The sequence below is a fragment of the Polaribacter sp. Asnod6-C07 genome, from assembly GCF_045063625.1.
Taxonomy (GTDB): Bacteria; Bacteroidota; Bacteroidia; order Flavobacteriales; family Flavobacteriaceae; genus Polaribacter; species Polaribacter vadi_A.
Map to the genome: position 1 here is coordinate 2,073,146 of NZ_JBEFOF010000005.1, position 24,853 is coordinate 2,097,998.

Consider the following 24,853-nt stretch of genomic DNA (forward strand, 5'->3'; position numbering starts at 1 on the left):
ATAAACGCAAAAAGCAGTATATTTATTCACTTTAAAAATTAATTTTCTATGATGGAATGGTTTCAAGAATTAGCGTCTTTTCCTAAAACGTATTGGATTATTACAGGAATCTCTACACTTATTTTTCTATTCGTTTTAATCACCACTTTTATTGGTGCAGATGCAGATGATATTGGTGATGTAGATATGGAGGTAGATGCAGACACAGGAGCAAGTTTTCAGTTTTTTACCTTTAAAAATGTAGTGGCCTTTTTTGCTATTTTTGGATGGAGTGGAATAGCGTGTATAGATGCAGGTTACTCAAGATCTACCACAATAATTGTTTCCTTAATTTGTGGTTTGGCAATGATGTTTGTAATGGCAGCAATGTTTTATTACATCAGTAAACTAACTTCTAGTGGCACCTTAAAAATGCAAAATGCTTTAAATTCTATTGGTGAAGTTTATTTAACAGTAGGCGCAAACAGATCTAGAATAGGGAAAGTACAGGTAAAAGTACAGGGAGCTTTAAGAGAATTAGAAGCTTTAACAGATTATAAAGAAGACTTAAAGCAAGGAAATGTTATAAAAGTGATTGAAGTAACAAACAATGGAATATTAATTATAGAACCTCAAAAATAAACTAAAAAAACGATGCTAAATTTAATGATTTTACAAAGTAGCCCATTTGCGGGTTTAGTAGGAATAGGAATTGCAATTCTCTTTATTTTTATATTGATAGTTGCCATGATAAAACGCTACAAAAGATGTCCTTCAGACAGAATTTTGGTAGTATATGGTAAAGTTGGGGGAGGCGAATCTGCCAAATGTATTCATGGTGGAGCTGCATTTATTTTTCCTGTAATACAAGATTATGAGTTTTTAGACTTAACACCAATTTCTATAGAAGTAAATTTGGTAAATGCACTTTCTAAGCAAAATATTCGTGTAAATGTACCTTCTAGATTTACTATTGGGGTTTCTACAGAACCAGGAATTATGCAAAATGCAGCAGAAAGATTGTTAGGTTTAAATCAAGATAACATTCAAGACTTAGCACAAGAAATTATATTTGGGCAGTTGCGTTTGGTGGTTGCATCTATGGATATAGAAGAAATTAACAATGATAGAGATAAGTTTTTAACCAATATTTCTCAAAGTGTAGAAACTGAGTTAAAGAAAGTAGGTTTAAAATTAATCAACGTAAATATTACAGATATTGTAGATGAATCTGGTTATATAGAAGCTTTAGGAAAAGAAGCTGCAGCGCATGCAATTAATGCTGCAAGAAAATCTGTAGCAGAGAAAAATAGAGATGGTTCTATTGGAGAGGCAGATGCTGTACAAGATGAAAGGATTAAAGTTTCTGAGTTACAGGCAAAAGCAAAAATTGGGGAAGCAAAAGCAGCTCAAAATGAAAGGACTCAAGTAGCAGCTTCTATGGCAGAAGCAAAAATTGGAGAAGCTAATGCAAATCAGAATGAAAGAGTACAAACCGCAAATGCAATAGCACTAGCTAAAATTGGAGAAGCAGAAGCTCTAAAATCAGAAAGAATTAAAACATCAGAAGCCAATGCACGTGCCATTACTGGAGAAAATACAGCTAAAATTTCTATTGCAGAATCAGATGCTTTAAGAAGAGAAAGAGAAGCAGAGGCAGAAAAACGAGCAATTGCATCAGAAAAAGTGCAAGCAGCAAAAGCTTTAGAAGAAGCATATGCAGCAGAACAAGAAGCAGAAAATGCACGTGCGTCTAGAGATAAAGCTACAAAATATGCAGATATCGTTATTCCTGCAGAAATAGCAAAATCTAAAGTAGAGATTGATGCAGAAGCAGAAGCAGAAAACATAAGAAGAATTGCTAAAGGAGAGGCAGATGCTATTTTCTTAAAAGCAGAAGCAGAGGCAAAAGGTGTATATGAAGTATTAACAAAGCAAGCTGCAGGTTTAGATGAAATTGTAAAAGCTGCAGGTAACGATTCTAAAAACGCAGCTTTATTATTAATTGCAGATAAATTGCCAGAATTAGTTAAAACACAAGCAGAAGCAATTAAAAATATTAAAATTGATAAAGTAACTGTTTGGGAAAATGGAGGAGGAAAAGATGGAAAAACATCAACTTCTAACTTTATTTCTGGTATGTATAAAGCAGTGCCACCTTTACAAGAAATGTTTGATATGGCAGGTATGCAATTGCCAGAATATTTAAAAGGAAAAGAGATAGATACAAAAGAAATTAAAGAATCTACAGATGATGTAATCTCTTAAAAATTAATTCAATCTTAATGAATATCTTTAAAAGTCATGCAATTTAAATTGCGTGACTTTTTTAGATTATTACTTTTCATAACGTTTTCTTAACTTTGCTTTTTAAAATTTTTTAAGCATGAGTTTAAACTTATCTCAAATAGATAGAGTAAAAACAATTACAAAAGAAGACTTTATAAAAAAATATTTTAAACCACAAAAACCTGTGGTTATAGAACAATTTATAGAAGATTGGCCTGCGTATAAAAAATGGAATTTAGACTATATAAAAGAAGTTGCAGGCAATAAAACTGTGCCTTTGTATGATGATAGACCTGTAGATTATAAAGAGGGTTTTAATGAGCCACATGCTAAAATGAAAATGGCAGATTATGTAGATTTATTAAAACGTGAACCTACTAAATATAGAATTTTCCTTTGGAATATCTTAAAAGAAGTACCAGTTTTACAAAAAGATTTTTCTTACCCAGATTTTGGCTTGCGCTTAATGAAAGGATTACCAATGTTGTTTTTTGGAGGAAGAGATTCCTATACTTTTATGCATTATGATATTGATTTAGCTAATATTTTTCATTTTCATTTTGAAGGTGAAAAGAAAGTTATTTTATTCGATCAAAAACAAAATAAACATTTATATAAAATTCCTTATTCTTTAATCACTAGAGAAGATATCGATTTTAATAACCCTGATTTCGATAAATGGCCTAAATTAAAAAATGCTAAAGGTTATGTTACTAAATTAAATCATGGTAATGTTTTATACATGCCAGAAGGTTATTGGCATTACATGAGATACATTACACCTGGTTTTTCGTTGAGTTTAAGAGCAATTGCAAGAAATCCGAAAAATTTAGGAAAAGCTATCTGTAATGTCTTTATAATGCGCTCAATAGATAATGTTATGCGTAGGCTTAGAGGTGAAAAGTGGATAGAATGGAAAAATAAGCAGCCTTTATTAAAGAATCTTTAATAATTAAAAAGGTTCTATTTAATTGTTTGATTTTAAGTATATTCGTTAAGTCTAAACAAATAAAAACTAACCTATGAAAGCTTGCCCAAGATGTAAATCTGAGTCTAGGCACAGATTAAAAAGAAAAGCAGTAGTAAAGATGATTCCAGGTACAAGAAGTTATGGGTGTGATAAGTGTAATACTTATTATACTTGGTTTCCTATTATTAATCGTACTTTAAGAGTTTAACAAAAGGGCCTCGCAAATGCGAGGCTTTTTTGTTTTTATTAATATATTAGGCTAGTAATAAGCTCATCTCAGATTGTAATTCTTTAGCTTTTTTAGCAGCTGCTTCTGCAAAATTTTTATCTTTTGATGCATAAATAATTCCGCGAGAAGAATTAATTAATAAACCAATAGTATCATTTAAACCATATTTACAAACATCTTGTAAATTACCACCTTGTGCACCAACTCCAGGAACTAATAAAAACGAATTGGGTACAATTTTTCTTATTTCTTTAAAATATTCGGCTTTTGTAGCACCAACAACATACATTAAGTTTTCAGAATTTTTCCAGTTTTTAGAAGTTTCTAAAACTTGTTTGTATAATTCATTATCATCAACTTTTTTGGTCTGAAAATCAAAAGCACCTTCGTTAGACGTTAAAGCTAACATAATAGTATGCTTGTCTTTAAAAGCTAAAAAAGGCTCAACAGAATCTTTACCCATATAAGGAGCAACAGTTACAGAATCAAAAGCTAAATCGTTAAAAAAAGCTTTGGCATACATAGTTGAGGTATTGCCAATATCACCACGTTTTGCATCAGCAATTGTAAAAATTTCTGGATAGTTATTATTAATGTAGGCTATCGTTTTTTCTAAAGCTAACCAACCTTTTATTCCGTAAGCCTCATAAAAAGCTGTATTTGGTTTGTAGGCAACACACAAATGATGTGTAGCATCAATAATTGCTTTATTAAACTCAAAAATAGGATCTTCTAAATCTAATAAATGAGTTGGAATTTTGTCTAAATCTACATCTAACCCAATACATAAAAATGATTTTTTTAGATTTATTTGTGATACAAGTTGTGCTGTTGTCATTATTTTTGTTTATCAGTTTACAAAAATACTATTTTAAACTTTTAAGGTTTGTAAGAAAGTAATTTTTTAATGGACAAATTAAATATGAAAAAAATCTTTATTCTATTTGCTGTTTTAATGTTGTTGAGTTGCTCAGAAGATCCAAAACAATTTTCTGAAGAAGCAAACTTAGAAATGTTAATTGGTTTAGATAATTCTAAAATTACTTTAAGAGAAATTTTATATCAACATAAAGAAAAAAAAGTTTTAATAGATGTGTGGGCTTCTTGGTGTAAGGATTGTATTGTTGGTTTCCCGAAAGTAAAAGCTTTGCAAAAAGAATTTCCTGATGTTGTTTATTTATTTTTATCTGTTGATAGAAGTAATCCTTCTTGGAAAAGAGCCATTAAAAAATATAATTTAAAAGGTGTTCATTATAATTTACCAAAAGGACAAAATGAAGGTGATTTCGTCGATTTTATAAACCTTGGTTGGATTCCTAGGTATATGGTTATAGATGAAAAGGGAGAAATTTCTTTATTTAAAGCTACAATTGCATCAGATAAAAAAATAAAAGAGGCTCTTAAAAAATAGTAAAAAATCGTTTTAGTAACTATTTCTAATTCTACTCAATATTTAGGTTTCATTTCTTAAATTTACAAAGTAATAAAAGTATATAATTATGAGACAAAAAATAGTAGCTGGAAATTGGAAAATGAATAATGATAAAAATCAAACTCAAGTACTTATTAATGGTATTAAAGAAGAGATTAAAGATTTAGCATTAGAGAATACAAGAGTTATCATTTCTCCTTCTTTTATAAATTTAGAATCTGCTGTTAAAAATACTGAAGATTCTAAAATAGAAGTTGTTGCACAAAATATGCATCAGGCAAAAAGTGGAGCTTACACAGGTGAGGTTTCTGCAGATATGTTAAAATCAATCAGTATTAAATCTGTTATTTTAGGGCATTCAGAAAGAAGAACTTATTTTGGTGAAACTGATGAATTACTTGCTGAAAAAGTAAATACAGTTTTAGAGAATGATTTAGAAACTATATTTTGTTTTGGTGAATTGTTAGAAGATAGAAAATCTGATAATCACTTTAATGTAGTAGAAAGTCAGTTAAAAAATGCTTTATTTCACTTAGAAGCTAAAGATTGGGCAAGTATTGTTTTAGCTTACGAACCTGTTTGGGCAATTGGTACAGGAGAAACTGCAAGCCCAGAACAAGCACAAGAAATGCATGCTTTTATTAGAAGTATTGTAGAAAAACAATATAATAAAGAAGTTGCAGAAAATGTTTCTATTTTATATGGTGGTAGTGTAAAACCTGCAAATGCAGTAGAAATATTCTCTAAACCAGATGTAGATGGTGGTTTAATTGGTGGTGCAGCTTTAAAAGCATCAGATTTTTCTGCAATTATAAAAGCGATTTAAAAGAACTTAAATTTAAAACTAATAAATTTGCGTCAAGATTTAATTCTTGACGCTTTTTTTATGATGGATAATATATATATAGAATACAATTTTACAGTAATGCCTAAAGAACCAGCTACCGAAATTTTAATTGCTGAATTAGGTAATGTGGGTTTTGAGAGTTTTGTTGAAAATGAAAACGGAGTAACAGCTTACATTCAAAAAGATGAATATTCTGACGATATTTTAAACGATATTTTTGTTTTAAATTCAGATGAATTCCAGATAGAATATCAAAAGAAAGAAGTTGCACAAACCAACTGGAATGCAGAATGGGAAAAGAATTTTACACCTATTCAGGTGGATGAATTAGTGAGTGTAAGAGCTCCTTTTCACGAGAATCCAAACCTTAAATATGATATTGTAATTGAACCAAAAATGAGTTTTGGTACTGGTCATCATGAAACTACACATATGATGATTCAGCATTTATTACAATTAGATTTAGAAAATAAATCTGTTTTAGATATGGGTTGTGGAACAGGAATTTTAGCAATTTTTGCAGAAATGAAAAATGCTAAACCTATTGATGCTATTGATATTGATAATTGGTGTTACGAAAATTCTTTAGAAAACGTACAACGTAATAATTGTACTAATATTTCCGTTTATGAAGGTGATGCATCACTTTTAAATGATAAAAAGTACGATGTTATTATTGCCAATATTAATAGAAATATTTTGTTGATGGATATGAAAATTTATACCAATTGTTTAGATGATAAAGGAGTCTTATTACTGAGTGGTTTTTACAAAGAAGATATACCAATTATAGACAATGAAGTTTCTAAATATAATTTAAAGTTAGAGACATTTATTGAAAGAAATAATTGGGTTGCATTGAAATACAATAAATTGTAATTTTGTTTATATGAGTACAAAAGAAAAAATTAAAGAAGAAGTAGACGTTTTAGAACAAAGAACAAATCAACATGAAATTGTATTGCATAATGATGAGGTTAATACTTTTGATTTTGTAATAGAATCTTTGATAGATATTTGCGACCACACTTTAGAGCAAGCAGAACAGTGTACTATTTTAGTACATTATAAAGGTAAATGTACAGTAAAATCTGGCGAGTATAAAGATTTAGAACCTAGATGTTCTAAATTATTACAATTGGGTTTGTCTGCAGAATTGGTATAGGTTTATGGAGAACGTTTTAAAATATTACGAGTTTTCTGAGTTTTTAAAAGATAATTCTTCAGCTTTTTCTGGCAATGAAATAGCATATACTGAATTAAATGCAACACATTTTTTAATTTTCGAAAAAAATAATGAAGCCTATAATTTATATGTTTCTAAATATCAACAAAGAAAAGATATTGGAGTTAAACCCCCAGAAATACTAGAGTTATTGATAGAGAATTACGACAAAAGTATACCAGAACACAGAATAGCGATAAAGCAATATTTAAACTAAAACCTGAGAATTTCTCAGGTTTTTTTGTTTTTATAAAATTAAATGTGACTTATTAAATTTTGTTGTGTCTTATAAATAGAGAACAATAAAAGAAAAAGTAAATAAAGATAGTAGTTAGTTTTTATACTAAGTTTGGTTAGACGAAAAGGCTCTTAACATATGTTAAGAGCCTTTTCTATTTTATACTAAGGGTATAAAACTATTTTGTTATTTCTTTAACTATACCATAGATTAAAGTGTCTTTATTATTTACAACTTCTCTCCATTTTAAAACTTTCATTCTATGAATTTTATTTTCTTTATCAATGTATTCTGGTTTGCTATGTAATTTTTCGCCAGTAACTGAAACTGCAATATCAGCTTCGTAATATTGTTGTGCCATATTTTTATTGAAAGATTCAAAATTGGTTTTACCAATTATGTTATAACGATTATAATCAAAAGAGTGACCAAAACATTCTATAAAAGCTTTATTAACATATTGTAAAATAAATTTGTCTCCTCTTTTTACTTTTTGCCAAACAGGTAAAGGGAAATCCTCATAATCACCATTAAAGATAATCATATTTTGTTTTAAATTATGGCTTTTTTCTTGTAAAGTCGCATATTCAATTTTTACTGTTTGGTTTTCTGATCTTAAAAAATAGGTAGAAACAGTTAAAAATAATAATGATGCATAAGTTATTATTTTATGTTTCTTTTCTAAATTAGAAACATTAAATATAATTTTTTTAGATTTTATGGCTAGTTTACTCATAATGTTGCTGTTTTAGAATTCAAAATAAAATTGCTGCATTTTATTTTGTCATTCTCATTAGAAAGCAAAAATTGAGTACTATAAGTTTTTGTATCCATATTAAGGGGGATTTGGATTGTTAAATACATTTATTATTTATTAGTTTCTGTGTAAGGTAGAATCTCTTTTACCATCCCATAAACTAATGTGTCTTTATTACTTTTAATTTTTCGCCATTTTATAACTTTTAGAGTAATAATATTACCATGTTTGTCTACCACTTTCTCTAAGCCTTCTATTTTTTTTCCTGTTTTAGAAACTGTTATATCATGAACAAAATATTCTTGAGCAATTTTATCAGGAAAAAGTTCAAAATTATTTTTACCTAATAATTCATATTTATCATTATTAAAAATATGACCAAATTCTTTTACATATTCTGGGTTTATATATTGTATAATAAATTCATTGCCTTTTTTTATTTTCTGCCAAACAGGTAAAGGAAAACCTTCGTAATTTCTATTAAACAGAACCATATTGTATTTTAAATTACTACTTTCTTCTTTTAAAATAGCGTAATTAACTTTTACATTTTGGTTTTCAGTTCTCAAAAAATAAGTAGAAACCGTTAAAAATAGCAAAGAAATATAAGTAATTATTTTATGCTTTTTTTCTAGGCTAGAAAACTTAAATAATACCTTTTTAGATCTTATGGCTAACTTTTTCATTCGCTTTTAATTTAGGGGATAATAAAAAAGTTAAACAATTAAAAAATCTATTTTTTGCAAAAATAAATTTAAAATCCAATGATTTTACTACGCTATTTTTATTCTGAATATTGTTTTTAATATCAAAAGCAATAAAATTAGAAAATGTTTCTAAAAACATAAATAGCACAGTTTTAACTGCCCCCAAAAAAATAAAAATAAAAAATTTTGTGTTTGATGTTTTTGTTTCAAAAAAGAATTTTTGGTTAAAAATTTGATTTTCAACCACTTGAAACAAGTTTTCAGTAAAATTAGTTTTTATAATATCCATAATTGGGGGGATTGGATTCTTTTAATAACTAATTATCTATAATTATTACAGATAAATGTACGTTTCAAATATATATAATAATAATAGTTTGTACAAGTTTTTTAATGTTATTAATTCGTTAAATGACATTAAATTATTGATTGTTCAGTGAAATGGAAGTAAAGATTTACGATTGTTAGTGATTTGATGGTTTTGATTAAAATTCAATAATAAATAATAGGACAATTATATAAAAACAATAGAACAGTATTTAAATGTAATTTTACCCTATTTTTCTTTCTTAAAATATTTAAAATTGAGTTTTTCTGAAAATTATAGGCAAATAAAAAACCAGCAATTACTAATGTTATAGTAAACTGCTGGTTTTGTTGTGACCATGCTAGGATTCAAACCTAGAACCTCTTGAGCCGTAATCAAGAGTTAGTGTATTTGTTGACTATCCTTATTTTGCTGTGTTTTTCTTTAAATCCTTTGTTTATAGGGTTTTTGTAGGTTTTTTAAAATTCAATTATCTGTTTGTTACTATTTAATACTATTAAAAGTGTGAAAATAGTGTGAATATATTTATCTTTGTTTCAAATAAATACTATGGCTTATAACATCTCAATTTATCACGAAACAAGGCGAAAAAAAGAAAATGATAAGTTTTCAGTTAAAATAAGGGTGTATAATAAACAGGGTAATATTAAAAAAGTAAGATTCTTTACTACTGATATCGACTTAACGATTGAAGAATTTGATGCTATTTGGATAAATCCAGAAAACAAGAAATTAAGAGGTTCGAATAAGGAAATTGAGTTAAAATTAAAAGCGATTGAAAAAAGAGCAAACGATGAAGCAAAGTCAATGTCTGTTTTTAATTTCTCTACTTTTGAGTCAAAACTATTTCGTAAATCTTCTGATAAAAATAATGTTAAGTATCATTTTAATTTAGTGATTGATAAGAAAAATAAGGATGATAAAATAGGTACAGCAGAAAGTTACAAATACACACTTAATTCTTTAGGTGATTTTAGTAAGAATAAAAAGAAACGAAGTATTGATAAATTATCATTTAGTGAAATTACAGTAGATTGGTTAAAAGAGTATGAAAAGTATATGATTAGTAAGAGTAAAAGCTACACTACTGTTGGAATTTATACAAGAACATTAAGAGTAGTATTTAATAATGCTATTGAGAATAATGATATTGTTGCAGATATTTATCCTTTTGGTAAGAATAAGTATAAAATACCAAGAACAAAAAAAGTAAAAAAAGCTTTAAGCAGTATTCAGCTTAAAGTTTTATTTAACTCAAAAGTATCTAATGAAAAAGAAGAAGAAGCAAAAGATTTTTGGTTTTTTAGTTACGCTTGTAATGGGATGAATTTAAAAGATATGGCTTTACTTGAATATTCAGACATTCAGAATAATAAATTTACTTATTATAGAGCAAAGACTTTTGATAAATCTGCTGAAAAAATCAAAATCACTATTTATTTAACAGATTTCACAAAAAGCATACTTAAGAAATATGGTAATAAAAACAAAAAAGGCTTAGTTTTTAATATTGTTTCTCATAAAGAAGATAGTGAGACTCAATATAAGAAAATCAAAAACTTCAATCGCTATATTAACGACCATATAAAAAGAATAGCCAAAGCAAATGACTTACCATCAGACTGTAGCTTTTATTGGGCAAGACATTCATTTGCAACGAATTCTATAAGAAAAGGAGCGTCGATGGAATTTGTTAGTGAAGCTTTAAATCATAGTGATCTTAATGTTACAAAGAATTATTTTGCGGGTTTTGAAGATGAAGCAAAAGAGGAATTTGCAAATTCTTTACTTGACTTTTAAAATAAAGTTTGTTTTTAGAACTGCATTTAGTACATCTACTACATCATTTAAGAAATAATATTTGTTTTTAGAGGTACATTTAGTAAACCTACTACATCATTTTAAAAAATAATGTTTGTTTTTAGAGCTACATTTAATACACTTACTACATTAATTTTATAAAAAAAATGAAAGAAATACTAATTAATGATGACCTTTTAGAGGAAGTTAGATTAAGTAGAAACACTTGGAAATGGCAAGATAAAAAGGTTGATAGAATTGTAGACATTGGTTATACACATGAATATTTATTAGCGAATCGTACAGTTGATGATGTTATAAAAGAATTTTATAAAAAATCATTTAAAGAAATGTATACAGTTGACGAGTGGCAAGAGTTTATGAGTCTTGATAAAAATAATAAAAGCGATATAACAAACAATTGTTCTTTTTTAATAGAAGGAGCATTACACAATAGATTAAATTTGTGGGCGAAAATAGAAATACTTCTAAAGTGTAGTGTCCAATTTAAACTAAATAATAAATATAAGTATTTTTCAGATTTAAAACCTTATTTCGAAACTTATGCTTGTGGTTTTAAATCAGGTTACAATCAATTTATAAATATTATTGTAAAGCCTCATTCATTATTTGATAATAGTAAAGAAGAAGCCTCTCAGATAATATTTAGATATTTAACCAATGCTCAGTCTAATGACCCTGTAGTGACTTCAAATAAAGGATTTAAATTTAGGGTTGAAAATGGAAATTACGATATATGCAACGACTTTTTAGATGGTTTAAATGAGGGCTGTCTTTATAGAGCTTGGACTATTGTTTTTTCTCAAAGCGAATTGTTTTTACCATTATTTCAAAATTATTTAAATGGAAGTGATAAGGTTAAAATTGAGAATAAAGAATTGAAAAAAGGTGATATTCTTAAAAAGCAAAACAATCTTATTCCTAGAGTTAGTTTACAATATGTGTATGATTTTTTTAGCGTATTAATTGAGCCTAACAAAAAAGGGACATTTTATTTAAATGAACAGAAGCTATTAATTTTTATTGAATCTACTTTTATCAATGAAGATCCAACACTACAGTCTTTTAACGTATCCTTTAACAAAGATAAGAAAGATGTTAAAAGTGTATTTAGAAGGTTTTATGAAAATTGTTTTGATTTAGAATACGACAAGAAAAATTTAAGTAGAAAGTATTTTGACATAATGAATAAAGCTTTTAAAGGTTTTTCGGTCGATAAAGATTTATCAAAATGGCATGAAACCAATAGTGTGATACCAACGAAAAATAAGCCCAAAGGTAAATTATAAGTTCTAAAGGTTAAAATATAGGGTGTAAAGGCTATTCAGTTTATAGAATAGCAACAAACTTATACCATTGCAGTAAACATAAATATATAAACTGTTATGGAAGTACCAACGTTTACACAAACGCAACTAGATGTTGCAGAGATTAAAAGAAGTAATGAAAAAATTTTAGCTAGACTGCAGCAAAGGGAAACACCTATTCTTGAGGATAAAGACCCTAAAGATATAGATGAAGTAGTTCGGATTACTGGATATAAAAAAAAGACTATTTATTTATATTGCCAAAATAAGACAATACCACATTATAAAAAAAATGGTAGGCTTTTCTTCTTTAAAGCAGAAATCATAGACTGGATTCAGTCAGGAAAACAAAAAACGATCAAAGAGATAGAAGCTGAGAATGATGAATTTTTTGCTAGTAAAAATAAAAGGTCGAAGTAATGAGAAAGCATTACAACAACCTTGATAAAATAGAAGCACAATGTAGGGTGTATAACCTACAATTACAAAAATCGTTTAATTGTTTTTTTAATTACAGATTTTCTGTATGAAAGAAGATATGCTAGGTATTGGTATTGAAGAGATACTTAAAGAAGCAGAAACTCTTTTAAATTATGCTGATAGTGATGCTCAAATATTGAAGAGAAATCAAGTAGATAATATTCTAAAAGAGATACTTAAAAATATAGGGCCTGTTGGTTTTAGTACGTATTGTGGTGAAAATAAACTTCATAAAAAGCATTTTTTAGTTTCTTGTATAGAGATATTATTGGAATTGGTAAATAAAGATGATTATAGTCTTTGTAGGAAAAACAAGTTTATTTATTTGTTTAATTCCGAATACTGGGAAGTTATAAGTGAAGTCGATTTTAAAGATTTTTTAGGAGATGTTGCTTTAAAAATGGGGGTCAATAAGTTTGATGCTAAGCACCATCTTTTTAAAGATGATTTGTATAAACAATTTTTATCAGATGCACGTTTAAAAGAGGTTGAAAGTAATAGTACTACTACGCTTGTAAATTTGAATAATGGAACTTTTGAGATTAACTCTAAAAAGCAATTTTTAAGACCATTTAAAAAGTCAGACTTTCTTACTTATCAGTTGCCGTTTGATTATAGCAGTAAAGCAAATGCACCACAGTTTCAAAAGTTTTTAAATGAAGTATTACCAGAGCAAGAACTTCAAGATATTTTAGCAGAATATTTAGGTTACATTTTTGTAAAAAACAGTGTTTTAAAATTAGAAAAGGTATTGCTTTTGTTTGGAACAGGAGCAAATGGGAAAAGTGTTTTATTTGAGATATTGATGGCTTTATTGGGTAGTCAAAATGTTACAAATTTTTCACTAAATAGATTAACAGACGATCAAGGTAATTCAAGAGCGCAATTAGGTGATAAATTACTTAATTACTCAAGTGAAATTAACGGGAAACTTGAAAGCAGTATTTTCAAACAATTAGTATCAGGTGAACCTGTAGAGGCTAGGCTACTTTATAAGGACATTCAAATTATGACAGATTATGCCCGATTTATGTTTAACTGTAATGAGTTGCCAAGAGAAGCGGAGAATACGAATGCTTTTTTTCGAAGATTTATAATTTTACCTTTTAGAGTTACTATTCCTTCCAAAAATCAAGATAAAGAACTTTCAAAAAGAATAATAAAGACAGAGTTATCAGGTGTTTTTAATTGGGTTTTGAATGGTTTAACTCGATTATTGAAAAATAAAGATTTTACTCAAAGTAAAATAGTGGAAGAAGAAGTATTACAATATCAGAAAGAAAGTGATAGTGTTTTAATGTTTTTGGAAGATGAAGGATATTGTATCTCTTTTGATAAAACTAGTCCACTTAAGAGTATTTATTTTGAATATGGGAATTATTGTAAAATGAATCATTATACGGTTTTCTCTAATCAGAATTTTTCGAAAAGGTTAAAAGCAATGGGGTATAAATTGGGAAGGAGAAAAAGTTATGGATTTCCTCTTTTTATAGAAAAAAAATATATCTAATTAATGATGAGAAACTTTAGATATAGATTAGAACCTTATAGTGGGATGAAAACTCGTTTTTCTTGTCCTAAATGTGGTAAAAACAGAGTTTTTACAAAGTATATAGATACTGAAAATAATGATTATTTAAACGATTCTGTAGGTTGTTGTAATAGGGTTATAAAATGCGGTTATCATTATAAACCCAAAGAATATTTTCATGACAATAAAACTTCACCAAATATTACGATTAAGAAAAATGTTTCAAATGACAATAAATCTAAAACAGAAATTAGTTATATAGATGTTGAAATAATGCGAAAAAGTATAGCAACAAAAAAAAATAATTTTTTTATTGATTATTTAGTTAGTCTTTGGGATTTAGAAACTGCATCCTTATTATTAGAAAAATATAATATTGGAACTTCAAAATATTGGAATGGTGCTACGGTCTTTTGGCAAAGGGATAAAGTAGATAAAATAAGAAGTGGAAAGATTATGCTTTACAATGCTATTAATGGCAAAAGAGTGAAAGAACCTTTTAATCATATTAATTGGGCTCATAAGGTTTTGAAACTTGAAAACTTTAATCTTGAACAATGTTATTTCGGAGAGCATTTATTAAAGGAGGACAAAAACAAACCTGTTGCAATAGTTGAAAGTGAAAAAACTGCAATAATATCTAGTATTTATTTACCTGAATTTATTTGGATTGCCTGTGGTAGTGTAAATAATTTAAATGAATCAAAAACAAGATGTTTGAAAGGTAGGAGCGTGGTTTTATTTCCAGACTTGAAATGTTTTGATATTTGGAACAATAAGATTCCTAAACTTACAAATTTAGCAACTTTTAGAACATCTACTTTATTGAGAGATAATGCTTCTGAAAAGGAAAAAAATATGGGATTAGATTTAGCTGACTTTCTGATTAAAATTAAACATTAAAACAGCCTTAATTGGTGTTGAGAGTCGTTGTCTTGATAAGGTAAAAATATATCAAGAGGTGCCAATGTACTGACAAATTAAAAAATTTTTCACTCCATTAACATCTTGTTTTTCTCCCGAAGGTCGCAAAAGAAAAAAAATGAAAAAAACAAAGAAAATAGAGTTTAGAGTTACACTTACGGAACATTTAATTATTAAAAATAAAGCAAAAAAAACAGGCGGTTCAACGTCTGAATATTTAAGAAGTATAGCATTGGGGTATGATTTAACTTACAAGCTAACTGCCGATGAAATTGAAGTTTATAAACAGCTAAATAAGTTTAGCGATAACTTTAGAAGAATCAGTAATCTCTACAAATTAGGAGACGTTACAGGGGTTAAGGAAATTTCTATTGAAACTGCAAAATTAATTAGAAGCCATTTAAATAAATTAAAATGATAAGCAAAGCTAAATCTTGTCCTGGGGGAACTGCACTTTTTAATTATGTTATTAATGAAAATAAAGGGTATGAACTTTTACGTAACAATATTTCAGGTGTAACCCCAAAAGAAATGTATTCGGATTTTTCAATTTTACAGCAACAAAATTTAAGATGTAAAAATAATACTATTAGTATCGTTTTATCTCCAACGATAAATGATAGTATTAAAATGACTAATGAACAACTAAAATTACTTGCAGAAGATTTTTTAAAAGAAATGGATTTAGACCCTAAAACTAATCAATTTATTGCATTTGTTCATACAGAGAAAGAACACAAGCACGTTCATATTATTTTAAATAGAGTTAAAAATAATGGAACTCTCATTAAAGATAGTTTTATCAGTAAGAGAGCTCAATTTGTAGCACATGAAGTTGCAATAAGACACGGTTGGACTTCTGCTAAAGAGTTAAAAATAAAAAAAGAACAAGAACGCATACTACTCTACAAAAAGGTTAGAAAAATTATTAAAAAAGCACACTATTTAGTTTTAAGAATGAAGCCTAAAAATTTACAAGCCTATCAAATTAAAATGGCGAAATTTGGGATTAAAGTAAACCCTACTATTAATAAGCAAGGAAACATTCAAGGATTTAGATTTGTTCACGAAGCTTCTAGTACTGATTTAAAAGCTAGTGAAGTTGACCGTAATTTGAAACTTAACCAATTATTTCTTGTAGAAAAATCAACAATTTCAAATAATGTCTGCAGAATAAATAAAACTATTGATTTAAAAGAGTATAACCTAAATACAGCTGATTTTAACTCAATTATTTCTCTACTTTCTTTTGAAGATGGAGACGATACTAGTAAAAAACAAAAACAACATAGAAAAAGAGATTCAATAAATTATTAAATATGGCAAAACAACTACAACCTAAAGTATCTGAATTAGTTGAGATATTAATTCAACAAGTTTCTCAATTTGAAAAAAAAATTGATGAACGAAATAAAATTCTTACAGAATCAATTTCTAAATTGAAGAATATTAGAGTAAATTTTAATGTAGAAGAACTTGAAGAGATGAAAAAATCTAATAGGAAAATTCTAAATGAAGATTTCAATAATTTTCATTGTCAGACTGTAAAAAACAATAAAGAACTTTTGAGTATTCATAAAAAAATAAGTTCCAAAAGGTTATTTTATATTCTGTTTCTAAATGTTTTTCTTTTTTCAATTGCAGGAATTTCTATATACTTTGCCATTGAAAACAAAATTCAAAAAACAGAATTCAATACTTTACAAAAAGAAAATAATTATTTGAATCAGTACTTTTTAGAAAACCAAAAAGAATCCTTAAAATATAAAAAATGGTTAGATAAGTAGTTAATTAATAACATACATATCTACATCTTTAATTGAATATATAAGTATGTCTATGTATAAGTGTATAAATATTGTAAAAAAGGTTTTCTTTAGCGTTTTCTAACGAGAGCAGTAATAAAAAAAACCTTAAATTTGTAATTAATAAACAAAGTAATATAAGAGAAAAAACAAAGTAACATAAACATACAAAGCGTTAAAATGCTTTTGAATTGGTTTTAGAAATCCGGCAAGATTTAATATCCACCACTATCAAAAGATGAAACGCCCACGTTCTGCGTGGGCTGTTCATATTATGGTGGATTAGGTTTCTTGCCGGAACCTCTAAAACTAATATGATTCATGCTCACGTTTTTTTGTGCCCAAAATTTATGAAACAACTAGGAAAAATGTCTAATAGAAGTATTAGCAAAAATGAAAATCAAATGCTTACTGACTATTGGTTAGTAGAAAGAGAAAACGGTACTGAAACATTTGTTTTTTCAGAAAATGAATTTTTAAAAAAATATGCAAGTACAAGCTTTTTTAAAAAATTAAGAAGTTTAGAAACTTTCGCAATCTACCAAATAGAAGAATGTAGTGTTTGTCTTAAACCTTTTACTATGGTCTTAAACGATAGAACTCACGTAAAATCTTATTTGCAATCTAAAAATAAATGTTGTCGTGTATGCGGACATTTTCAAACTTCCATAGAAAACTCAAATACTAAATCACTAGAAATATAAATAACTTAATAAAATAATTATGAAAATTAAAACATCAATCCTAACAATTGTATTTTTTACAACACTAATATCTTGTAGTCAAGACAAGCTAACTAAAGATATGGCTAAATCGATGGTTATAGATTGTCAAAAAAGGGAAAGCTATTCTAAAACTAGAAGAGTTTCATACGGAACTGTTCAACAATGGGATATATTTAAAAAGAAGTTTCCAAATTTTTTAAAAACAAAAAGAGAATTCGAGAAACTAGGACTTTTAAAAATTGGAAAATTACAACGCATTAAAGGAGATATGGGATTTAAAGATAGCTACGAAATTACTTTAACTCCAAAAGGAAAGAAACATCTTTTGAAATCTGAAACGGATTATAAAGGAGAAATTACTGGAAAGTTTATAACTTGTGGATACAAATTTGAAAATATAGCGGAAATTCACGAAATTCCAGAAAAGAATATTGCAAAAGTAAAAATTAGAATCATCCGTTTTAATGAAACACCTTTTTTTGAGGAAAGTAAATCAACACCAAAAGAAAAATTTGAAACCGTTATGATTAGAAAAACAACAGACGGATGGAAACTTTGTGATAAAAAATAAATAACAAAATCACTTTTATGTTTCGCCTTCCGCTAGGGATCATTTTTAAAACAATCTGATTTTTTAACCATTGCTATGAAGAGAAAAATCAAATTGTTTTAAAAACGGAATATAGTTAAGTAATTATTTGTTTATATAAATATATTTCAACTTAATTTATTACTTTGAAAGACAAAAATATTAAGAGGTTATGGTAAAAAGAAATGAGTATATAATAGCAAATCTTGAATTAGAAAAATTAATAAAACAGTTAGATTTAGGTAAAGATGTTGATGATAAGTTAATTTTAGTAAGTAATATTATAGAAAAATATGAAGAAACTAATTACCTTATGGATATGTTAAGTTGAATTTAAACTGAAGATAAATATTTTAGAAAAAGTTGAAAACAATATTTTGGATTATTAAAATATAGAAATAATAAAAATTTAATTTACACACTTAATGTGATAGTGTCAAGAATATTGATTACTTGTGTTTATGCGTAATTTTTCCTGTTTGAATAAAGTTAATACTTTTTTTATTCAGACAGAGATGAATTTACAGTCTCAATGTTAAGATTGCTCTAAGGAAATTTCAGGATAACTATACTTACATAACAGTTAAAACTAATTTTCTACCTTTTTTATATAACATATTAAAATTGTTATTACAAATAAGACCTTCTACTTCACTAATTTCATTGTTGAATATATTAAAAATATAGCAACACTTTCTCGTTGAAAGTTGATATATTTGCATTAGATGCTAATAATTATGAATAAAAAAGCAATTAACAGACTAAAAGTTGTTTTAGCTGAACATGGAAAAACTAACAAATGGTTAGCCGAAAAACTGAATAAAAACGGAACAACAGTGTCTAGATGGTGTACTAATGAAGTACAGCCTTCGTTAGATACACTTTTAGAAATTGCCAATTTGTTTGGTATTGATGTGAAGGAATTAATCAATTCAACTCTGGACGAAAAATGAAACTAGAACTACAAATAGACAGAGACAAGAATAAAATATATGCTCCTTTGTTAGACAAATGGGTTTCTTATTCAACTGAAGAAGAATTGAAGCAAAAATTTATCTGTCGTCTTATTAATACATATGGATACTCCTTAAATCAACTTGGTCAAGATGTAAAAATAAAAAAACGATATGAAGCTGATATTGCAATTTGGCGAAATAAATTAGACAAGGAAAAAAATACCATTCCCTCAATAATAATTACAGTTGAATGCAAAGCTGAGCACATCAAGATTAAAGAGTCTGACTATTCAATCGGCTATAATTTTGCATCAACAATTAATGCTAATTTTTTTATTGCAGTAAATCTAAAGGAAACTAAAATTTTTCATATTAAAAATGAAATTTCTACTAAAAAGATTGAGAAATTAACAGAAATACCTAAAGCAGATATTCTTTCTAATAATAGTAAAATTGTAAAATATGTAAATGAAAACAAACGATTTACAAGAGAAGAGTTTACTAAATTATTAACAAGAAGTCATAACATAATAAGAAACAACGATAAATTATCTCCTGAGGCGGCGTTTGATGAAATCAGTAAAATCTTGTTTATGAAAATAATGTATGAACGAAGTTCTACAGAAGAAATGATTTTTTCAAAAGACAGGTTTAAAGCTGACGAAATAAATTATGAGAAAATTATTCGTCCTAGCATAAAGAAGGAGTACCCTAACTCTGACCAAGATTATATGCAATTCCTTTTCAATAAGACAAAAAAAGAATTTGAAACTGATGGTCTTTTTGAGCTTAAAGACATAATTAAAATAAAGAGAAATAGCTTTGAAATGATAGTTGAAGAACTTGAAATGTTTAACCTTTCCGATACTTCTGATGATGTAAAAGGAATAGCTTTTGAACAATTCTTGGGAAAAACTTTTAGAGGGGAATTAGGACAGTTTTTCACACCACGAACTATTGTTGATTTTATGATTGATATTCTCGACCCTCAAGAAGGCGAGACTATTTGCGACCCTTGCTGTGGTAGTGGCGGATTCTTAATTAGTGCTTTTGAACATGTAAGAGATAAAATAGATTCTGAAATAAACAATCAAATTAAATCACTAAAGCAAGAATATTATAATGAGAATTTTGATAAACTCTCAGTGAGAGAGCAAGAAAAGATTATCAAATTAGTACAAGTTAAAATTGACAAGATAAACCAAGAACTTGTTATTAGTAATGAAAAAAGCAGATATCATAAGCTTTCTCATTACAGCATCTATGGAACTGATGCAAATCCAAGAATGGCAAGAACAGCTAAAATGAATATGATTATGCACGGAGATGGACACGGAGGTGTTCACCATAACGATGGGTTGTTAAATGTAAATGGGATTTTTGATGAACGTTTTGATGTAATCCTTACAAATCCACCTTTTGGTGCTAGAGTAGAAAAATCTCTAAAAGTAACTGAATTAGACCTACCCTCAGTAGATAAATTAGAAAAATACAAAACTAGATATCACAATTATGAAGAAAAAGTAGTTGAACCTCTAAAAGAATGGGCAAATTATATTAACAAAAAAGATAAAAGTAAAGGGAAGCCAATTCTTGATTTATTTGAGGTTGGTAAATGGAGTACATTAACAGAAGTACTTTTCATTGAAAGGTGCTTGAATTTATTAAAACCAGGTGGACGAATGGGAATCGTTTTACCTGAAGGTGTTTTAAATAATACTAACCTTCAAAAAACAAGAGAATTTGTAGAAGGAAAAGCCAAAATTATTTTAATAACTTCTATTCCTCAAGATGTTTTTATTGCAAGTGGAGCTACTGTAAAGCCAAGTTTATTATTCTTTAAAAAATTCACAGAAGAAGAAGTTAAAGAATATAAAGAGATTGAAGAAAAGGCTACTAACGAAATCAATAAAAAATATAACACTTTAATTAAAAAAGAAAAAGAAAAATCGATTTTAGCTGACGGGAGTTACAAAAAATTGTTTAAAGACTTAAAGGATATTAATACTCTAAAAGGTCAAAAAAAAGGAAATATAAAAATAAATACTACTGAATATTTAAAACTACAAGATTCCGTACAAAAAGCAAAAGCAAAGGTAAATGAAGAGAAAAAGGCATTTAAATCATTTGTGAAACAAATAGAATTAAAAATAGAATCTGAGATAAAAGCCAAAATTAAAAATGACTTTGATTATCAAATTCCTATTGCAGAAGTTGAAAAAGCAGGGATAAGCACAACTGGAGCTGAAATTGAGAATGAGCTAAAACCATTAGCAAAAGAGTTTACAGAATACAGAAAAGGAAATATCTTATGGTAAGTAATCTAGAAAATCATAAATATTTGAAGTTTTCAAATTTAAAAACCTTAAGGTTTTGGGATTACTACTCCCTTAGTAATAAATCAGAGATATATTCTAACTATCCTTTAATAAAGCTGCATGATGTTTTAGTACAGAGAAAAGATTATATCAAAATAGACGACACCAAGCTTTATAAAAGGTGTAGAGTTAAAGTGAGAGGACAAGGTATTGTACTCCGTGATGAAGTATTAGGGAAAGATATAAAAACGAAAAAACAATATCTCTGTAAAGAAGATGATTTTCTAGTTGCTGAAATAGATGCAAAAGTTGGTGGTTATGGAATAGTACCGAAAGAATTAATTAATGCGATAGTTAGTAGCCATTATTTTCTATTCGAAATTAATAAGGGCGAATTAAACCCTGAATATTTGTCTATTCTCACAAAGTGCGAGGGTTTTTCAAAACAAGTAAAAGCAACTGGAAGCACAAACTATGCTGCAATTAGACCATATCACGTATTGGAATACTTAATACCACTTCCTTCTCTTGAGGAACAAAACAGGATAGTAGAAAACTACAATACCAAAACACAATTAGCAATACAACAAGGAGAAAAAGCAAAACAGCTTGAAACAGATATTAAAAATTATCTTTTTCAAATACTTGGATTTGAGAAGTTAGAAGAAACGCAAAAACAACTATTACAAATAATTTGTTATTCCACTTTGGATAGATGGGATAATTCCAAAGCATTTACATTAAAATCGACTTACCCTATAAAAAGAGTTAAGGAAGTTCTTTTCGATATTTCGACTGGTACAACGCCGCCAACTGCAAGGAAAGAATATTTTGATGATGGAAAAATAAACTTTTATACTCCTGCAGATTTAACGGGCAAAATGTATTTAGTAGAGTCTAAAAGAAAAGTCACTCAACTAGCTATCAATGATCGGAAAGCTAGGAAATTTAAACAAGACACATTACTATTTGTCGGAATAGGCTCTACTGTTGGTAAAGTTGGAATAATAAAAAACGAATATGCTACAAGTAATCAGCAGATTACAGGCCTAAAACTAGATTCTACAATTGCAAATATTGAATTTGTTTATTATTATTTCAACAATTTTATAAATATCACAACAAAAGAGAAAACACAAGCAACAATACCTATTGTCAATCAAAATAAAATATTAAACATTCCTATTCCATTACCTCCTATTGAGATACAAAAAGAAATAGCAGATTACATTTCAAATTTAAAAAGAAAGATCCAAGGTTTTAAGAGTAAAGCTATACAAAATAATGAATTAGCAATTTCTGAATTTGAGGAAGAAATATTCAGTACAATATGAAAATAAAAAAGCTTAAAATAGATGGGTACAAAAACCTTGACCTTGAACTAGTGCACAGCTCTGATATTATTGCAATCATAGGAAACAATGGGAGTGGTAAAAGTAATTTACTAGAATCACTAAGCTTAATTTTTAAGAGCCTTTATACTGAAAATTATAATCTTTCATTTGATTATGACATTGAATATCTTAATAGCAAAAACGAAACAATAAAAATAAATAAATCTAAATCTAAACTTACTTTTCATAAAGATGATGAAGTCTTGGTGTCTATTAAGGATTATTTACCAAAAAAGGTAGTAGCTATATATAGTGGTGAGGAAGATAGACTTTGGAGAAAATGTTTTAAACCATTTTATGATGATTTCATTAAAGATATAAATAAAACTAAGCTCGAAGGAATTCTTTATTCTCAAACACCACAAATGCTGTATTTGAATAAATTCTATTGGCACATTTCACTTTTAAGTTTAGCTCTTTCAAATTTAGATGATAATAAAGACTTTATTAAAAAGGCATTAGACATAGATAAAATTGATAAAGTGAAATTTGACTTCAATAAAGGGAGTTATACAGATTACAGCAATAGCCCAACACTTGAATTTATTAAAAAAATAGATTCTAAATCAGAATACACTATATCGCAACTTCAAAAAATATTTGATAAAGAAGGTTATATACCTGATGATGTTTACAAGCATCTTTATTTGGCTTTCACTCCAAAAGGTTCAAAAATAATCAATGATATTACCATAAAATTCAATCAGCATTTAACAATTGAAGATTTAAGCGAGGGTGAGAAAAAATTGCTTTTAATGAAAGCTGCTTTTGAATTTGCAGAACAAGAGGACAGTCTATTTATTTTAGATGAACCAGATGCACACATCCATTTAAATAATAAAGAATTAATTGTTAAAACTTTTGAGCCATATAAATCAAATAGACAAATTGTTTTAACAACACATTCTCCTACGATAACACAAGCCATAAATGAAGAAGAACTCTTTATGGTAGATAAAGGAAAAATCATTGACAAGAAAAAACAGGAAATCGTAAATGATTTAACTGGTAAATTCTGGAATAAACATCAGCAAAGTTCTTTTCTTTCTAGCACAAAAAAACTTGTTTTACTAGTTGAAGGAAAGCACGATAAAATACATATTAAAAATGCTTATAGCTTTCTAAAAGAAGAATATAAGAGTATTGATTTTGATATTTATTCTTTGGGTGGCGAAAGCAAAATTCATCCATTTATGAATGGATTATATGAAACAGACTTGAAAAACAATGTTACCTATATTGGAATATATGACAATGATGGAGCTGGTAGAGGCACCTTACACAAAGCAGGGTTTGAAAAGGAAGTAGACAATTGCGGTTTTAGAAAACTCAAAGAAGATAAAATTAAACACAATCATTTTTTTGCATTCCCATTAATTAAACCGGAAAATTTTACGGCTGATTGTACTATTGAAAATATGTATGACTCTGACAAATATGAGGAAGCTTACAAAGAATCTTTGACTAAAACTCTTGGCAACTTTACAAATAAATCGATTGATGATTTAAATAAAGGCATTAAAGAAACCTCCAAAAACATTCTGGCTGAAAACTCGAAAAGTTTTGACAAAGAAGATTTTAAATATTTCAAACCACTTTTTTCGCTACTTGAAAAAATAGTTTCTGATAATTCTATCATTGAAACAAAAGAAGAAGAGAAAGAGGAACAGGAACAGGAACAGGAAAGAAATATCTTTTTATTTAAAAATGCAAAAGGAGCGTTTAATACAGAAGATGAATCATTAACCTTACTTAGTGGAAGTAAAATAAATAAAGAATATACACCTGCTACAAAACAAGAATATAAAAACAAGAGAGACGAATTGATTCAAACTCTTAATCATACTGTTGATGGAACTGAAATTACTATAAATTCAGAATATAAATTCAATTCACCTAGTGGAGCTGCTAAATTTGTTAATGGCGGAAACAGAAATGGATGGATAGCTTGGAAAAATGAAAATGATGAAAGTTTGAAAGATAAATTTAAACAAGTATAATT

Annotated in this window: 26 protein-coding genes; 23 read left to right on the plus strand and 3 right to left on the minus strand. The window is 27.7% G+C overall.

What is annotated here, in order from left to right; all coding sequences use genetic code 11:
• The first annotated feature begins 48 nt into the window (after positions 1–48).
• The 3 genes from ACJJVK_RS08815 (at position 49) to ACJJVK_RS08825 (ending at position 3,217) form a co-directional block, all read left to right on the plus strand.
• Positions 49–621, plus strand: coding sequence for a hypothetical protein (locus ACJJVK_RS08815; protein ID WP_405565255.1), 573 nt, complete (start codon positions 49–51; stop codon positions 619–621).
• Positions 622–645: 24 nt separating this feature from the next.
• Positions 646–2,247 carry a flotillin family protein gene (locus ACJJVK_RS08820; protein WP_215993499.1) on the plus strand — a complete coding sequence of 534 codons (1,602 nt, stop codon included), beginning with the start codon at positions 646–648 and terminating at the stop codon, positions 2,245–2,247.
• 118 nt (positions 2,248–2,365) lie between these two features.
• Positions 2,366–3,217, plus strand: coding sequence for a cupin-like domain-containing protein (locus ACJJVK_RS08825; protein ID WP_405565257.1), 852 nt, complete (start codon positions 2,366–2,368; stop codon positions 3,215–3,217).
• Between the two features lie 275 nt (positions 3,218–3,492).
• On the opposite strand, the gene pyrF is transcribed toward ACJJVK_RS08825, so the two are convergent.
• Positions 3,493–4,305 carry an orotidine-5'-phosphate decarboxylase gene (pyrF, locus tag ACJJVK_RS08830; protein ID WP_405565260.1) on the minus strand — a complete coding sequence of 271 codons (813 nt, stop codon included), beginning with the start codon at positions 4,303–4,305 and terminating at the stop codon, positions 3,493–3,495.
• A gap of 84 nt (positions 4,306–4,389) precedes the next feature.
• On the opposite strand from pyrF, the gene ACJJVK_RS08835 reads away from it, so the two are divergent.
• The 5 genes from ACJJVK_RS08835 to ACJJVK_RS08855 all read left to right on the plus strand — a co-directional run bounded on the left by ACJJVK_RS08835 (position 4,390) and on the right by ACJJVK_RS08855 (position 7,188).
• Positions 4,390–4,878 carry a TlpA family protein disulfide reductase gene (locus ACJJVK_RS08835; protein WP_405565262.1) on the plus strand — a complete coding sequence of 163 codons (489 nt, stop codon included), beginning with the start codon at positions 4,390–4,392 and terminating at the stop codon, positions 4,876–4,878.
• Between the two features lie 88 nt (positions 4,879–4,966).
• Positions 4,967–5,725: a triose-phosphate isomerase gene (gene tpiA / locus ACJJVK_RS08840; protein WP_405565264.1), complete on the plus strand. Its 759-nt coding sequence runs from the start codon at positions 4,967–4,969 to the stop codon at positions 5,723–5,725.
• A gap of 63 nt (positions 5,726–5,788) precedes the next feature.
• The gene (prmA, locus tag ACJJVK_RS08845; RefSeq protein WP_405568339.1) at positions 5,789–6,625 is read left to right on the plus strand and encodes a 50S ribosomal protein L11 methyltransferase; all 837 of its coding nucleotides are present in this window, start codon (positions 5,789–5,791) and stop codon (positions 6,623–6,625) included.
• Between the two features lie 10 nt (positions 6,626–6,635).
• Positions 6,636–6,911 (plus strand): ATP-dependent Clp protease adaptor ClpS, encoded by a 276-nt coding sequence (locus ACJJVK_RS08850; protein WP_215993494.1) that lies wholly within the window; start codon positions 6,636–6,638, stop codon positions 6,909–6,911.
• A gap of 4 nt (positions 6,912–6,915) precedes the next feature.
• On the plus strand, positions 6,916–7,188 hold the full coding sequence (locus tag ACJJVK_RS08855) for a hypothetical protein (RefSeq protein WP_405565267.1): 273 nt from the start codon (positions 6,916–6,918) through the stop codon (positions 7,186–7,188).
• Between the two features lie 199 nt (positions 7,189–7,387).
• Here the strand turns inward: ACJJVK_RS08855 and ACJJVK_RS08860 are convergent, their stop codons facing one another.
• Both ACJJVK_RS08860 and ACJJVK_RS08865 read right to left on the minus strand, forming a co-directional pair.
• Positions 7,388–7,945 carry a hypothetical protein gene (locus ACJJVK_RS08860; protein ID WP_215993492.1) on the minus strand — a complete coding sequence of 186 codons (558 nt, stop codon included), beginning with the start codon at positions 7,943–7,945 and terminating at the stop codon, positions 7,388–7,390.
• Between the two features lie 131 nt (positions 7,946–8,076).
• Positions 8,077–8,652: a hypothetical protein gene (locus ACJJVK_RS08865; RefSeq protein WP_215993491.1), complete on the minus strand. Its 576-nt coding sequence runs from the start codon at positions 8,650–8,652 to the stop codon at positions 8,077–8,079.
• A gap of 898 nt (positions 8,653–9,550) precedes the next feature.
• Between ACJJVK_RS08865 and ACJJVK_RS08870 the strand changes: the two genes are divergently transcribed.
• From ACJJVK_RS08870 to ACJJVK_RS08940, 15 genes are all read left to right on the plus strand, one after another.
• Positions 9,551–10,801, plus strand: coding sequence for a tyrosine-type recombinase/integrase (locus ACJJVK_RS08870; RefSeq protein ID WP_405565272.1), 1,251 nt, complete (start codon positions 9,551–9,553; stop codon positions 10,799–10,801).
• 167 nt (positions 10,802–10,968) lie between these two features.
• A complete protein-coding gene (locus ACJJVK_RS08875; RefSeq protein WP_405565274.1) occupies positions 10,969–12,111 on the plus strand; it encodes a hypothetical protein in 1,143 nt (380 codons plus the stop codon).
• 96 nt (positions 12,112–12,207) lie between these two features.
• On the plus strand, positions 12,208–12,549 hold the full coding sequence (locus tag ACJJVK_RS08880) for a helix-turn-helix domain-containing protein (protein ID WP_405565276.1): 342 nt from the start codon (positions 12,208–12,210) through the stop codon (positions 12,547–12,549).
• Between the two features lie 106 nt (positions 12,550–12,655).
• Positions 12,656–14,119: a phage/plasmid primase, P4 family gene (locus ACJJVK_RS08885; RefSeq protein ID WP_405565279.1), complete on the plus strand. Its 1,464-nt coding sequence runs from the start codon at positions 12,656–12,658 to the stop codon at positions 14,117–14,119.
• A 6-nt stretch (positions 14,120–14,125) separates the two neighbouring features.
• Positions 14,126–15,043, plus strand: a complete 918-nt coding sequence (locus ACJJVK_RS08890; RefSeq protein ID WP_405568341.1) for a DUF6371 domain-containing protein — start codon at positions 14,126–14,128, stop codon at positions 15,041–15,043.
• Positions 15,044–15,182: 139 nt separating this feature from the next.
• On the plus strand, positions 15,183–15,482 hold the full coding sequence (locus ACJJVK_RS08895; RefSeq protein ID WP_405565281.1) for a plasmid mobilization protein: 300 nt from the start codon (positions 15,183–15,185) through the stop codon (positions 15,480–15,482).
• The gene (locus ACJJVK_RS08900; RefSeq protein ID WP_405565282.1) at positions 15,479–16,381 is read left to right on the plus strand and encodes a relaxase/mobilization nuclease domain-containing protein; all 903 of its coding nucleotides are present in this window, start codon (positions 15,479–15,481) and stop codon (positions 16,379–16,381) included. The genes ACJJVK_RS08895 and ACJJVK_RS08900 overlap by 4 nt, the downstream gene beginning before the upstream one ends.
• A gap of 2 nt (positions 16,382–16,383) precedes the next feature.
• The gene (locus ACJJVK_RS08905) at positions 16,384–16,851 is read left to right on the plus strand and encodes a hypothetical protein (protein WP_405565285.1); all 468 of its coding nucleotides are present in this window, start codon (positions 16,384–16,386) and stop codon (positions 16,849–16,851) included.
• Between the two features lie 368 nt (positions 16,852–17,219).
• Complete coding sequence (locus tag ACJJVK_RS08910) at positions 17,220–17,573, plus strand: hypothetical protein (RefSeq protein WP_405565287.1); 354 nt, start codon at positions 17,220–17,222, stop codon at positions 17,571–17,573.
• 19 nt (positions 17,574–17,592) lie between these two features.
• Positions 17,593–18,165 carry a hypothetical protein gene (locus ACJJVK_RS08915; RefSeq protein WP_405565289.1) on the plus strand — a complete coding sequence of 191 codons (573 nt, stop codon included), beginning with the start codon at positions 17,593–17,595 and terminating at the stop codon, positions 18,163–18,165.
• Positions 18,166–18,355: 190 nt separating this feature from the next.
• Entirely contained in the window at positions 18,356–18,514 is a 159-nt protein-coding gene (locus ACJJVK_RS08920; protein WP_405565292.1) for a hypothetical protein, read from the plus strand.
• 394 nt (positions 18,515–18,908) lie between these two features.
• The gene (locus ACJJVK_RS08925) at positions 18,909–19,136 is read left to right on the plus strand and encodes a helix-turn-helix transcriptional regulator (RefSeq protein ID WP_405565294.1); all 228 of its coding nucleotides are present in this window, start codon (positions 18,909–18,911) and stop codon (positions 19,134–19,136) included.
• On the plus strand, positions 19,133–21,457 hold the full coding sequence (locus tag ACJJVK_RS08930; RefSeq protein WP_405565296.1) for an N-6 DNA methylase: 2,325 nt from the start codon (positions 19,133–19,135) through the stop codon (positions 21,455–21,457). Before ACJJVK_RS08925 ends, ACJJVK_RS08930 begins: the two co-directional genes overlap by 4 nt.
• Complete coding sequence (locus ACJJVK_RS08935) at positions 21,451–22,791, plus strand: restriction endonuclease subunit S (protein WP_405565298.1); 1,341 nt, start codon at positions 21,451–21,453, stop codon at positions 22,789–22,791. The genes ACJJVK_RS08930 and ACJJVK_RS08935 overlap by 7 nt, the downstream gene beginning before the upstream one ends.
• A complete protein-coding gene (locus ACJJVK_RS08940; protein WP_405565301.1) occupies positions 22,788–24,851 on the plus strand; it encodes a DUF4357 domain-containing protein in 2,064 nt (687 codons plus the stop codon). Before ACJJVK_RS08935 ends, ACJJVK_RS08940 begins: the two co-directional genes overlap by 4 nt.
• Positions 24,852–24,853: the final 2 nt, after the last annotated feature.